General features: G+C 72.5%; 13 protein-coding genes. 10 read left to right on the forward strand and 3 right to left on the reverse strand.

Annotation, left to right across the window (positions count from 1 at the left end; genetic code table 11):
• The 5 genes from RBJ77_RS12990 to RBJ77_RS13010 all read left to right on the forward strand — a co-directional run.
• Positions 1–447: prepilin peptidase (locus RBJ77_RS12990; protein WP_372345142.1), on the forward strand; the 447-nt coding region annotated here is incomplete at its 5' end.
• A gap of 46 nt (positions 448–493) precedes the next feature.
• Positions 494–1693 carry a cyclic dehypoxanthinyl futalosine synthase gene (mqnC, locus tag RBJ77_RS12995; RefSeq protein WP_372345143.1) on the forward strand — a complete coding sequence of 400 codons (1200 nt, stop codon included), beginning with the start codon at positions 494–496 and terminating at the stop codon, positions 1691–1693.
• Between the two features lie 7 nt (positions 1694–1700).
• Positions 1701–2297 (forward strand): hypothetical protein, encoded by a 597-nt coding sequence (locus RBJ77_RS13000; protein WP_372345144.1) that lies wholly within the window; start codon positions 1701–1703, stop codon positions 2295–2297.
• A gap of 211 nt (positions 2298–2508) precedes the next feature.
• Positions 2509–3198 (forward strand): demethylmenaquinone methyltransferase, encoded by a 690-nt coding sequence (locus RBJ77_RS13005; protein WP_372345145.1) that lies wholly within the window; start codon positions 2509–2511, stop codon positions 3196–3198.
• Positions 3199–3323: 125 nt separating this feature from the next.
• The gene (locus RBJ77_RS13010; RefSeq protein WP_372345146.1) at positions 3324–5693 is read left to right on the forward strand and encodes a zinc ribbon domain-containing protein; all 2370 of its coding nucleotides are present in this window, start codon (positions 3324–3326) and stop codon (positions 5691–5693) included.
• Here the strand turns inward: RBJ77_RS13010 and RBJ77_RS13015 are convergent.
• Both RBJ77_RS13015 and RBJ77_RS13020 read right to left on the reverse strand, forming a co-directional pair.
• The gene (locus tag RBJ77_RS13015) at positions 5677–6015 is read right to left on the reverse strand and encodes a PASTA domain-containing protein (RefSeq protein ID WP_372345147.1); all 339 of its coding nucleotides are present in this window, start codon (positions 6013–6015) and stop codon (positions 5677–5679) included. The genes RBJ77_RS13010 and RBJ77_RS13015 overlap by 17 nt on opposite strands.
• 62 nt (positions 6016–6077) lie before the next feature.
• Positions 6078–6581 carry a GNAT family N-acetyltransferase gene (locus tag RBJ77_RS13020; RefSeq protein WP_372345148.1) on the reverse strand — a complete coding sequence of 168 codons (504 nt, stop codon included), beginning with the start codon at positions 6579–6581 and terminating at the stop codon, positions 6078–6080.
• Positions 6582–6708: 127 nt separating this feature from the next.
• On the opposite strand from RBJ77_RS13020, the gene RBJ77_RS13025 reads away from it, so the two are divergent.
• The 5 genes from RBJ77_RS13025 (at position 6709) to RBJ77_RS13045 (ending at position 11501) form a co-directional block, all read left to right on the forward strand.
• On the forward strand, positions 6709–8004 hold the full coding sequence (locus RBJ77_RS13025) for a geranylgeranyl reductase family protein (protein WP_255983389.1): 1296 nt from the start codon (positions 6709–6711) through the stop codon (positions 8002–8004).
• Entirely contained in the window at positions 8001–8711 is a 711-nt protein-coding gene (locus RBJ77_RS13030; protein WP_372345149.1) for an IclR family transcriptional regulator, read from the forward strand. The genes RBJ77_RS13025 and RBJ77_RS13030 overlap by 4 nt, the downstream gene beginning before the upstream one ends.
• 71 nt (positions 8712–8782) lie before the next feature.
• Positions 8783–9109, forward strand: coding sequence for a putative quinol monooxygenase (locus tag RBJ77_RS13035; protein ID WP_372345150.1), 327 nt, complete (start codon positions 8783–8785; stop codon positions 9107–9109).
• A 44-nt stretch (positions 9110–9153) separates the two neighbouring features.
• Positions 9154–10398, forward strand: coding sequence for a 26S protease regulatory subunit (locus RBJ77_RS13040; RefSeq protein WP_372345151.1), 1245 nt, complete (start codon positions 9154–9156; stop codon positions 10396–10398).
• Positions 10395–11501, forward strand: a complete 1107-nt coding sequence (locus tag RBJ77_RS13045) for a tetratricopeptide repeat protein (protein ID WP_372345152.1) — start codon at positions 10395–10397, stop codon at positions 11499–11501. The genes RBJ77_RS13040 and RBJ77_RS13045 overlap by 4 nt, the downstream gene beginning before the upstream one ends.
• Positions 11502–11594: 93 nt before the next feature.
• Here RBJ77_RS13045 and RBJ77_RS13050 read toward each other — a convergent pair whose 3' ends face one another.
• Positions 11595–12407, reverse strand: coding sequence for a C40 family peptidase (locus RBJ77_RS13050; RefSeq protein WP_372345153.1), 813 nt, complete (start codon positions 12405–12407; stop codon positions 11595–11597).
• Positions 12408–12927: the final 520 nt, after the last annotated feature.

Genomic DNA, 12927 nt, shown 5'->3' on the forward strand with positions numbered 1-12927 from the left:
CTGCTGCTCGCGCCGGTCGCCGTGCTGCTGGCCACCGTCGACTTCGCCGTGCACCGGCTCCCGGACGTCCTGACGCTGCCGCTGGCCGGGCTCGCCCTGGCCGCGCTCGGCGCCGCCGCCCTGCTGCCGGAGCCGGGCGGATCGTGGCGCGGGGCGGTGCTCGGGGCGCTCGGCCTCGGCGCCGGATACCTGCTGCTGCTCCTCGCCTACCCCCGGGGCATGGGCTTCGGCGACGTGAAGCTGGCGCTCGGCCTCGGGGCGGCGCTCGGCTGGTACGGGTGGGGCGTGCTGTTCATCGGGGCGTTCGCCGGCGTGCTGTTCAACGGCCTGTACGCGCTCGCCCTCGTCGTGACCCGGCGCGCCGGGCGCAAGACCGAGATCCCGTTCGGCCCGTTCATGATCCTCGGGGCCTACGCGGGGGTTCTGCTGGGGGCCATGGCCCGCTGACGTACGCTGAGATTTCAGCTCTACACCTCCGAAAGGGGCACGCCCGGTGACCGAGAAGGCCGCGCTTCAGTCAGTCCTCGACCGTGCCGCCGACGGTGGGCGCATCACCCCCGAAGAAGCCGTCGCCCTGTACCGCGACGCCCCGCTGCACGCGCTGGGCGCCGCCGCCGACGCGATCCGCCGCCGCAAGTACGCGGGCATCGAGCACATCGCGACGTACATCATCGAGCGGAACATCAACTACACGAACGTCTGCGTGACGGCGTGCAAGTTCTGCGCCTTCTACGCGGCCCCCAAGGACACCAAGAAGGGCTGGACCCGCGACCTCGACGACATCCTGCGCCGCTGCGCGGAGACCGTCGAGCTCGGCGGCACCCAGATCATGTTCCAGGGCGGCCACCACCCGGACTACGGCGTCGAGTACTACGAGCACCACTTCGCGGCGATCAAGAAGGACTTCCCGCAGCTCGTCATCCACAGCCTGGGCGCCAGCGAGGTCGAGCACATGGCGCGGATCTCCAAGGTGAGCGTGGAGGAGGCCATCCAGCGGATCCACGCCGCGGGCCTCGACTCCTTCGCGGGCGCCGGCGCCGAGCTGCTCCCGGAGCGGCCGCGCAAGGCCATCGCCCCGCTGAAGGAGTCCGGCGAGCGCTGGCTGGAGATCATGGAGGCCGCCCACAACCTGGGCGTCGAGTCGACCTCCACGATGCTGATGGGCACCGGCGAGACCAACGCCGAGCGCATCGAGCACCTGCGCATGATCCGCGACGTGCAGGACCGGACCGGGGGCTTCCGGGCCTTCATCCCGTACACGTACCAGCCGGAGAACAACCACCTCAAGGGCCGCACGCAGGCCACGCTCTTCGAGTACCTGCGGATGATCGCGATCGCCCGGATCTTCCTGGACAACGTCCAGCACATCCAGGGCTCCTGGCTGACCACCGGCAAGGAGGTCGGCCAGCTCTCCCTGCACTACGGCGCCGACGACCTCGGCTCGATCATGCTGGAGGAGAACGTCGTCTCCTCGGCCGGTGCCAAGCACCGCTCCAACCGCATGGAGATCATCGAGCTGATCCGCAAGGCCGGCCGGGTGCCCGCGCAGCGCGCCACCACCTACGAGCACCTCGTCGTGCACGACGACCGGGCGAACGACCCCGTCGACGACCGGGTCTCCTCGCACATCTCGTCCATCGCGATCGAGGGCGGCACCGCGCATCCCGAGCTGAAGCTCGTCTCCACCAACTGAGCCGGACGTGCTGACACTTCACGCCACGGCGGCCGACGGGTCGGCCGTCCTCGTCGAGGGCGAGCGCGTCAAGGCGCTCGGCCCGTACGAGGAGCTGGCCGCCGCCCACCCGCAGGCACGGGTGCGGAACTGGCCCGGGATCCTCACGCCCGGGCTGCTCAACCCGTACGGTCCCGAGATCCTGGAGGGCACCTACCACCCGGATCCGCGGGAGGCCGACCGGTACGGGACGGCGCCGATCGGGGGCGAGCGGGCCCGGGAGATCTTCCGCGCCGATCCGTCCCGGCTGGGCGCGAGCGCGCGGCGGGGCGTGCAGCGGCTGTTCGCGCACGGGACGGTGGCCCTGGCCGGGGAGTTGCGGGCCAAGCCCGTGCTGGAGGTGGCGCAGCGCTCGGGCCTCGTCTTCGCCGCCCGCCCCGACGGCCTGCCCGGCCCGGTCTCCCTGTCCCCCAAGCCCCTGGTGCTCCTGCCGGGCCTCGCCGTGGGCGGCCCCGCGCGCTTCGCCGTCTTCGACGTCGCCGACCGCCCGGACCTGGTCCGGCGCGGCGCGTCGACGTGCGTGGCGACGGTCATCGGCGGCCGCCTGGTGTACCGGGGCCGCTAGGCGCGCAGGGGCGTCTCCCGGTTCGCCGCTGCGGATCTCGTCGTGGCTGGTCGCGCAGTTCCCCGCGCCCCTGGAAGCCATGCGCGGCGCGCAGCCTTCCCCCGTCGGGGAGATGCCACCCGAAGGGTGCGCATCTCAGGGGCGCGGGGAACTGCGCGACCAGCCCCCACCTACGCGCACACGACGACGCACCCCCTGACACAATGGCCGGGTGACCCGTGCATCCCTGGACAAGCAGCCCCACGAAGTCGCCTCCATGTTCGACGACGTGGCGGAGAAGTACGACCTCACCAACGACGTGCTGTCCCTGGGACAGGCCCGGCTCTGGCGCAAGGAGGTCGCCAAGGCGGTCGACGCGCGGCCCGCGCAGAAGATCCTCGACCTCGCCGCCGGCACGGCCACGTCCTCGCAGCCCTTCGTCCAGGCCGGCGCCTACGTCGTGCCCTGCGACTTCTCCCTCGGCATGCTCCGGGTCGGCAAGAAGCGCCACCCGTGGATGCCGTTCACCGCGGGCGACGGCACGAAGCTGCCGTTCAAGGACGACACGTTCGATGCCGTGACGATCTCCTTCGGGCTGCGCAACATCCAGGACACCGACCAGGCGCTGCGCGAGCTGTACCGCGTGACGAAGCCGGGCGGCCGGGTCGTGATCTGCGAGTTCAGCCACCCCACGTTCGCCCCGTTCCGCACGGTCTACACCGAGTACCTGATGCGCGCCCTGCCGCCGGTGGCACGCGCCGTCTCCTCGAACCCCGAGGCGTACGTCTACCTCGCCGAGTCGATCCGCGCCTGGCCCACCCAGCCCGAGCTGGCCGACCGCCTCCAGGGCGCCGGCTGGCAGAAGGTGGCCTGGCGCAACCTCACCGGCGGGATCGTCGCACTGCACCGCGGGACCAAGTAAGTCCCTTGCTGCGCATTGCAGTTGACGGGAACCGGGCGGCGGGAAAGATGTGTCCGTTGATTACGTGGTGACGGCCGGTGACGGCGGGTCACCCGACCGTCCCCGGATCATCACGGAGCACCCCGATGGCGTCGTTCTGCCCGCACTGTGGAGCCGAGGCTCCTGAAGAGGCCCGCTTCTGCATGAGATGCGGGCGGGAGCGCTCCCCGGCCGCCCCGCCCGCTCCCGCCGCGCCGCCACCGCCGCCGCCCCCCGCCTACGCCCCGGGCCCCGCTCAGCCCTCGGCCGTCGGCGCCTTCTTCGGCCGGGCGCTGCGCGGCGACTGGGCCGGTGCGGCGCAGGCCGCACTGTGGCCGGTCGGACTGCTGCTGCTCTGCGCGTTCGCGTTCGCCCTTCCCTCGTACGGGCAGGACTCCGACGACGTCGTCGTCGGCTTCTCCGACCGGCTGCGGATCGCGCTCGCCGCGCTGCTCCAGGGGGTCGGCGGCAGCTTCGGGATGAGCGGCGGTGGCTCCGGCCCGTCGATGTACGGCGACGGCAGCGGCTACGACTCCGGCTCGACCGGCACCGCCTCCCTCTCCGTGGTCCCGCTCCTGGTGACCGTGGTGTGGATCGTGGCGCTCGTCATCGGCGTACGGCTGCTGCGCACGCGTCTGTACACGCGGACCGTGCCCGGCGCCCCGGAGGGGGCCACCGCGGGACTGGAGGCGGCCGTGCGCGTCGCGCTCGCGGTGACCGCCGGCGTACTGGTCCTCGCGCTGTTCGCGCAGCCGGACGTCCAGGGCGTCTCGGTGTCCTCGGCACCGTTCCTGACCGCGCTGTGGACGCTGCTGCTCGCCCTGGCCGTCGCCGGGGGAGTGCTCCACCAGGACGACCTCAGGCACCGCGTCGCGGCCGCCCGCCCCGGGGTGCGGACGGCGGTGCGCGCCTTCGGAACGGCCGTGCGCGCCATGGGAGTCGTCCTCGTCGTCGCCCTCGTCCTCGGCTGGATCGGTCTGGCGCTCTTCGGCGAGAGCGGCTCGCCGTCGGACGTCGCGGACGACGCCGACTTCGACGGCAGCGCGGCCGCCGCCCTCGGCGGGTTCCTCGCGCTGCTGCCGAACTTCGCGCTCGGCGTGCTCGGCCTGTGCTGGGGCGCGCCGCTGGAGGTGGAGGCCCGCGGCTCGTCGTCGTTCGGGGCCGGCGGCGGCTACGAGAAGGAGTCGTTCGGCCTCTCGCGGCTCGGTGACGAACTCGGTTCGGGCGCCGTCGTGTACGCGCTGGGCGTCGGGCTGGTCTGCGCGCTCGTCGTCGGGGTGCTCGCGGCGCGCCGTTCGGTCGACCGGCGCGAGCAACTCCTGTCCGCCGGGCTGTTCTTCGGCCTGTTCCTGCTGCTCGCCGGGGTCGGCGGGGTGGGCGCGGAGTTCACCGGGGACTTCAAGTTCTTCGGCAGCGGGTCGGGCCGCGTCGACCTGGGCCTGAGCGTGCCGGACGCGCTGCTGTTCGGGCTGCTGTGGATCGGCGCCGCCGCGTTCCTCGCGCCGTACCTGATGCAGATGGCGGGACTGGACACGGGCATCGTCCCGGCGCCGCTGCCCGCCGTGCCGGGACAGGCCCCCGCCGCGTACCTCCAGCCACCGGCCCAGGCACCGTTCCAGCCACCGGCCGCCCCCACTGCCCCGCCCGTCGCCCCGCTCCACGACCCGCACACCGTGCACCTCGCCCCGCCGCCCGGCGCCCCCGGCGCTCCAGGCGCCCCCGGCGGTCCGGAGCGGCCGAAGCGGCGCGTCGGCGTCTGGGTCGGCACCCTCGTCGGCGCCTTCGTCATCGGCGGTGGCGCGGCGGCCGGGGTGCTGCTGCTCCAGGGCGACGGCGACGGAGGCAAGAACGACACCAAGAACGACCAACCGGTCGGGGCGCAGACCCAGCAGTCACAGGAGGGTCAGGAGTCCCAGGGATCGCAGGGGTCCCAGGGGTCACAGGAGTCCGTACGGCCCTCCGCGGCCGACTCGTCGCCCCCGGCCTCCGACACCGGCGCGCCCACCGACCTGCCCGACGTCCCGGCCGGCTACCACCAGGTCTTCGACGACCTGGGCTTCTCCTTCGTCGTCCCGGACGTCTGGGAGCGGCAGGGCGTCAAGAACGGCAGCCAGATCACCTACGCGGGCAGCACCGGCCTGGAGAACTACCTCGTCGGCGTCATCCCGGCCGCCGGCTACACGTCGTACGACAACACCCTGTCCATGGAGAAGCACCTCAAGGCCGACGAGACCAAGAAGGACTACCGGCGGATCCGGCTGGAGCGGAACACCTTCCAGGGCGAGGACGGCGCCCTGTGGGAGTACACGTACGAGGACGAGGCCGGGCGGACCCTCCACTGCATCGACCAGTCCTACGTCGCCGGCGACGGCACCGAGTACGCGATCCTGCTCACCGCCCGCGACGACGCCTGGTCCGACGCGCGGGACATGTACGAGATCGCGCTCGACTCGTGGCGGCTCACGGACACGGACTGAACGACTCGGCGGGCTCCGGCAGTTCACGGCGCAGGCCACCGCCCCGCGGGCCCGGCTCGCGGGGCACGCGCACGCCCGCGCCGCCGCCGCCCTCGCCCTCGCCGAAGTCGAACCAGACCGTCACGACCGCGTCCCTGGGCACCTCGACCCCGGGCAGCGGGTACTGGCGCACCACGTACTCCACGGCGGCCCCGGCGAGATCGGGCCGGTCCCCGGCCGCCAGCCGGACGCCGTACGCGACGGCCGCGGCCTGCGCGTCGACGGCCATCTGGCCGACGAACTTCGGGACGGGCACTTCGGGTGTCTTGGGTGTCTTCGGCACGGATGTCACCCCCAGGAGGTAACGGAAGGGTAGACCCGGGGGTGAGGCTGCCGGAAGCGGCCCTACAGGACGAGACGGAAGCAGTGGCCCTGCCGGCCCGTCGGCGTCACGAACGTCTCCGCCAGGTCCATGCCGAGGCGGCGGGTCACCGCGATCGACCGCTCGTTGCGCGCGTCGACCATCGCGACGACGCTGCCGATGCCTGCGGCCCGTACCCGCTCCACGGTCGCGAGCGCGGCGGCCGTCGCGTACCCCTGGCCCCAGTGCGCGCGGCCGAGCCGCCAGCCGATCTCGATCTCGCCGACCGGACCCCAGGTCCGCTCCCACGGCTGCGCGCCCGTGAACCCGATGACCTGCCCGGCGCCGTCGGTCATCGTCCACAGGCAGAACCCGCGCTCCGCGTCGTGCCGGCGCTGGCGCGCGGTCAGCTCCTCGTACACGGACAGCTCGGCCGAGGCGCCTCCGTGGAACTCCATGACGTCGGGGTCGTCGAACACCCGGTGCCAGGCGAAGGCGTCCTCGTGGGTGGGGACGCGCAGTTCCACGGCGGGCAGAACTCGACTCATGGGCTGGCCCTTCGGCTGGGGGATCACTGGCGCTGAATAGACTGCCCATGTCCGTGCCGGACGGCACACCGTTTTCGAGACCACCGTTCTTCGAGACCACCGTTTTCGAGCCTGGGGAGAACCCGCCGTGACCGAGCAGCCCAAGCCTCTCTCCGAGCACAGCGCAGATGTGATCGTCGTCGGGGCCGGTCCGGCCGGTTCGACGACCGCGTACTACCTCGCGAAGGCGGGGCTCGACGTCCTGCTCCTGGAGAAGACGGCGTTCCCGCGCGAGAAGGTCTGCGGCGACGGCCTCACCCCGCGCGCCACCAAGCAGCTCGTCTCCATGGGCATCGACATCTCCGAGGAAGCCGGCTGGCTGCGCAACAAGGGGCTGCGCATCATCGGCGGCGGCGTCCGCCTCCAGCTGGACTGGCCGGACCTCGCCTCGTACCCGGACTACGGCCTGGTCCGCAAGCGCGACGACTTCGACGAGCAGCTCGCGCGGCAGGCGCAGAAGGCGGGCGCGCGGCTGTACGAGCGGTGCAACGTCGGCGCCCCGATCCTCGACGAGCGCACCGGCCGGATCACGGGCGTGCACGCCAAGCTCGGCGACGAGAAGCGCGAGGTCACCTTCCACGCCCCGCTCGTGGTCGCCGCCGACGGCAACTCGACCCGGCTCTCCCTGGCGATGGGCCTGCACCGCCGCGAGGACCGCCCGATGGGCGTCGCCGTCCGCACCTACTTCACCTCGCCCCGGCACGACGACGACTACCTGGAGTCGTGGCTGGAGCTGTGGGACCGGCGCGGTCCCGGCGAGGACCGGCTGCTGCCCGGCTACGGCTGGATCTTCGGCATGGGCGACGGCACGTCGAACGTGGGCCTCGGCATCCTCAACTCCTCCAAGGCGTTCCGCGAGCTGGACTGGCGCGAGGTGCTCAAGGCCTGGTGCGCGTCGATGCCGGAGGACTGGGGCTACACGCCGGAGAACATGACGATCCCGATCCGCGGCGCCGCCCTCCCGATGGCCTTCAACCGCCAGCCGCACTACACCAAGGGCCTGCTCCTGGTCGGCGACGCGGGCGGCATGGTCAACCCGTTCAACGGCGAGGGCATCGCCTACGCCATGGAGTCGGGGCAGATCGCCGCCGACGTCATCGTGCAGGCCCACGCCCGCGCCACCGACGCCCAGCGCGAACTCGCCCTGCAGCGCTACCCGAAGGTCCTCAAGGACACCTACGGCGGCTACTACACGATGGGCCGCGCCTTCGTGAAGCTCATCGGCAACCCGAAGGTCATGAAGGTCGCGACGCAGCGCGGTCTGACCCACCCGATGCTGATGAAGTTCACGCTGAAGATGCTCGCGAACCTGACGGACCCGACCGGCGGCGACGCGATGGACCGGATCATCAACGGGCTGAGCAAGGTCGCCCCCAAGGCGTGACCGTGCCCCGTTCGGTGGACCGGGCGCTCGACCTCCTGGAGGCCGTCGCCCGGTCACCGCGTCCCGTACCCGCCAAGTCCCTCGCACGGGAGGCGGGTTGTGCCCTGTCGACCGTGTACCACCTGATGGGGCCGCTCGTCGCGCGCGGCCACGTCGACCGCACCCCGCGGGGCTATGTGCTCGGCCCCCGGGTCCCGGCGCTGTACCGCGCCTTCCGCCGGCACACGGGCCTGGACGAGGAGACGTACGGGATGCTGCACGCGGTACGGCGTCTCGCGGGCGCCGACGCGTACCTCAGCGCCCACCAGGGCGGGCGCATCGCGGTCGTCGACTCCACGGCGGCCGTGCACCGGGGCGACCCGTTCGAGGTCGGCGTCGACCGGGGCGCGCACGCCACCGCCCACGGCAAGGTGCTGCTCGCCGGGCTGCCCGCCCCGGCCAGGCGCCGCTACCTGGACGCGCACGGGCTGCCCCGGCTGACCGAGCACACCATCACCGACCACGACCGCTTCGCGGCGGAGCTGCGCCGGGTGCGGGCCGCGGGCGTCGCGGTGTCGGTGGGCGAGACCGACCCGGCGTACACCTGTCTGGCCGTGCCCCTGCCGGACCGTCCGGGGCACGCCCTGTCGGTGTCGCTGCCGACGGACTCCTTCCGGGCGCGGCGGCGGCAGTTGACGGCGGTGCTGCGGCAGGCGGCGCGGGCGTAGGTTTTCCGGTCCTGCCGGAAAGCGCGGGCGGCCCACTGGCCGTCCGCGGGCGGCCGCCGCACCCTGAACCCATGATTTTCATCGCCGTGAAGTTCACCGTCCGCCCCGAGCACGCCGACTCCTGGCTGGAGAAGACCGCCGCGTTCACCGCGGCCACCCGCGCCGAGGAGGGCAACCTCTTCTTCGACTGGTCCCGCAGCGTCGACGACCCGAACCAGTACGTCCTCCTGGAGGGCTTCCGGGACGGCGACGCCGGCGCCGCGCACGTCGGCTCCGCGCACTTCAAGGCGGGTCTCGACGCGATGGCCCCGCTGGTCGCCTCGACCCCCGAGATCATCAACGCCGACATCCCGAACGAGGGTTGGGGCCCGATGGGCGAGCTGGCGCCGCAGGGCTGAGCCCGCCCGGCCGACAGGGGCGCCCGCTTCGTACAGTGGGCGCCATGTCGGCTGATTCCCCTCTCATCCAGAGCCTGCGGACGGCCGTCGCCGCCGCGCCCCAGGACGTGCCGCTGCGGCTGCACCTCGCCGAACTGCTGCTGACCGCGGGCGCCGCCGACGCGGCCGTCGCCGAGGTGGCGGTCGCCCTGCAGCACGCGCCGGGCGACGCGCAGGCCCGGGAGCTGATGGCCCGGGCGATGGGCGCCCCGGCACCGGCCCCGGCACCGGACCCCGCCCCGGCCGCCGGATTCGACTGGAAGACCGTCGAGGAGCAGGTCGGTGACGTCATCCCGCCGCGCTTCGCCGAGGAACCGCTGACCGAGGACGGTGGCGGCGACCCCGCCGACCCCGCCGCCTGGGACGTCGAGGACACCGCCGCGCCCGGTGCCGTGCGCCTCGCCGACGTCGGTGGCATGCGGGAGGTCAAGGACCGCCTGGAGGCCGCGTTCCTCGCTCCGCTGCGCAACCCCGAACTGCGCAGGCTGTACGGCAAGAGCCTGCGCGGCGGGCTCCTCCTGTACGGGCCGCCCGGCTGCGGCAAGACGTTCGTGGCGCGGGCCGTCGCCGGTGAACTCGGCGCGAGCTTCCTGTCGGTGTCCGTCGGCGACGTCCTCGACATGTGGATGGGCAACTCCGAGCGCAACATGCACGAGGTCTTCGAGACGGCCCGGCGCAAGGCGCCCTGCGTCGTCTTCCTCGACGAGCTCGACGCCCTGGGCGGCAAACGCTCCCGCACGCAGTCCAGCGGCATGCGCAACACCGTCAACCAGCTGCTCACCGAGCTCGACGGCGTCGACGCCGCGGCCAACGAGGGCGTCTTCGTGCTCGCCGCGACCAACGTCCCCTGGGACGTCGACCTCGCCCTGCGCCGCCCGGGACGCTTCGACCGCACCCTGCTCGTGCTGCCGCCCGACGCCCCGGCCCGCGACGCGATCCTCCGCTACCACCTGCGGGAACGCCCCATCGAGAACGTCGAGTTGGGCAGACTGGTGAAGCTGACCGACGGATTCTCCGGCGCCGACCTGGCCCATCTGTGCGAGTCCGCGGCGGAGACCGCGCTGCTCGACTCTGCGCGCACCGGCACCGTCCGCCTGATCGGCATGAAGGACCTGCTCGGCGCCGCCCGGCAGATCATCCCGTCCACCGAGCCCTGGTTCGCGTCCGCCAGGAACGTGGCGATGTACGCGAACGAGGGCGGTCAGTACGACGACCTCGTCGCCCACCTGAAGAGGAAGCGGAAGCTGTGACACCGGAGCAGACCACCGAGCGCGCCGACGCCCTGCTGGACCTCGGCCGGCCCGACGAGGCGGCGGCCCTGCTGTCCGCACGCCTTGCCGAGGCGCCCGACGACGCCCGCGCCTGGGCGGCCCTGGCCCGCTGCCACAACACCGCGGGCCGCTCCGCCGACGCCCTCGCGGCCACCGACGAGGCGCTGCGCCACCAGCCCGAGTACGCGCTCGCCCTGCTGTACCGCGCGACCGCGCTGCGCGGCCTGAACCGGATGCCCGACGCCGCGGACGCGCTGCGCTCGGCGATCCGGCTCGCCCCGCACTCCGGGTACGCGCACGCGATGCTCGGCGAGGTGCAGTCGTTCCGGGCGCTGCGCGGTGAGGAGGGGGCGCAGGAGCTGCGGCGGGAGGCGGCCGACTGCGCGCGGGAGGCCGTCCGGCTGTCGCCCGAGGACCCGGCGATGTACATGAGCGCCTGGAAGGTCGCGGCGACGGTCGGCGACGAGGCCGCCAAGGACGGGCTGGAGAAGGCGATCCTCCGGCTCGACCCCACCCACGCCTTCGCCCTGGGGGAGCAGACCCGCAAGGCCGCCGCCGTCCCGGGTGCGCGGGCCGCGGACACCGCCGACCGGGTCGCGGACGCGCTCGCCACGGCCCCGCAGAGCCACACGATGCGGGACGAACTGGACAGCGCGTCCTACCGCTTGCTGCGCGGCACCCGCTGGCTCGCCCTGCTCTGCCTCCTGGGTGCGGCCCTGGGGCTCGATCTGGTCACGGGGGAGCGCGAGCTGCCCCTGCCGCTCGGACAGCGCCTGTGGGACGTCCTGCTGCTCGCCGTGGTGTGGGTGCTCGGTGCGCTGCTGCGCTACCGCAAGCGGCGCAGGGGGGTCCGGCTGACCGTGCGGTCCCTGCTGGGCCGTGACGGCTGGGCCCGCCTCGCGCTCGGCCAGGCGGTGGCGGTGACCGCGATCGCGGTGCTGCTGCTCCTGGTGCCGTGGACGTCGACCGGGATCCCGGCGGCCGTGTTCTGGGTCGTCCTCGTGACCACTTTGCTCACGATGTACCTGGATCGTCCCTATACGCGCCAGATGTTCAAGCAGGCGCGGCAGCGGCGGCGTTGAGCCCGCCGCACGGCTCCCGCCCCCGCCCGCAACGCGGAAGGGCCGCCGCACCCGGTGACGGGAGCGGCGGCCCTTCGGCCGTTCACGGGAACCTCAGAGGACGCGGACCGCGCCGCTCGCCGGGTAGCCGGACAGGTCCTGGATGACGACGCCCTTGGACGGGTTGGCGGCGTCGAGGTACTGGCCGTTGCCGATGTAGACGCCGACGTGGTACGCCGAGCCCGCGCCGCCCCAGTACAGGAGGTCGCCCACCTGGATGTTGGAGAGGGAGACCGGGGTGCCGAAGGTCGACTGCTGCTGCGAGGTGCGCGGCAGGTCGACGCCGGCCTGCTTGAACGCGGCCTGGGTCAGACCGGAGCAGTCCCACGAGTTGGGGCCCGTGCCGCCCATCACGTACGCGTCGCCGACCTGAGCCTTCAGGAAGCTGATGACGGCACCGACGGAGCCGCTGGCGGGCGCCGCGACGGTCTCGGAGGAGGCCGAGGCGAGCGTGGTGCGCTCGCTGGAGCGGGAGGCGGCCTGCTCGGCGGCCTCGCGCTCGGCCTTCGCCTTCGCGGCGGCCTCGGCCTTCTTCTTGGCCTCCGCCTTCTTCTCGGCGGCGAGCTGGTCCTTCTTCGCCTGGTCGGCAGCCTTGGCGAACGCCTCGTCGCGCTCGGCCTTGAGCTGGTAGTTGGCCGCGGCCTGCTGCGTGGCGTCCGCGGACTGGGCGACCTGTGTGGACAGGTCGGCGGTGAGCGTGGGCAGCTCCATGGTCTGCGTCACCGGCTCGGCAGCGTTCGCCGCACCGGACGCACCAGCCACTGCCAGGGTGCTGAGGACGCCACCGGTAACTCCGGCGCGCAGGGCCATCTTCGAGGCGCTGCGACGGGGCTTCCGGTGGCTGGGTATGTGAGCGGTGTGGGACATGAGTACAACCGCTATCAGGGCTTCACGGTTCCCATCAAGAAACGTGTGGTGCGCCACAGTTGTGAAGATGAGACCTGAATCCCGGGCGTGGCGGCCCTTATTGACGCCGTAAAGGGCAATACGGACACCCTTGATCGACGCTGTGATCTAGGGGTTTCCGCAATACGTCCGAATTGCCCGACGCCTACCACTCGTTGACACGGTTGGCCAAGCCCGGTTTCGGGTGCCCGATTTGTGTGTGGCGCAGGTCACACGGAACCCCTAGGGGTCGGCCCCCGCGTCCACTTCCGTCCACACCTCTCCCTCTGATGTGTGAACGACGGCCACTATCAGCCAGTCCCGTCCAGCGCCAATTTGCTTGCAGAGCGCACCGCTTGATAGTGCGACACGGCTGCGACCTGCGGTAACCGGGCAAGTTGTCACCTCTGGTGATCACTCAGGTGCTTCGAGTGTGAAGATCACCGCTCATCCGACTTCATGATCCTTCGTCAGGTGGTGGAGATCACAAAGTAGTTGGCGC

Origin of the sequence: Streptomyces sp. KL116D (genome assembly GCF_030766975.1) — a bacterium.
Classification (GTDB): Bacteria; Actinomycetota; Actinomycetes; order Streptomycetales; family Streptomycetaceae; genus Streptomyces; species Streptomyces longispororuber_A.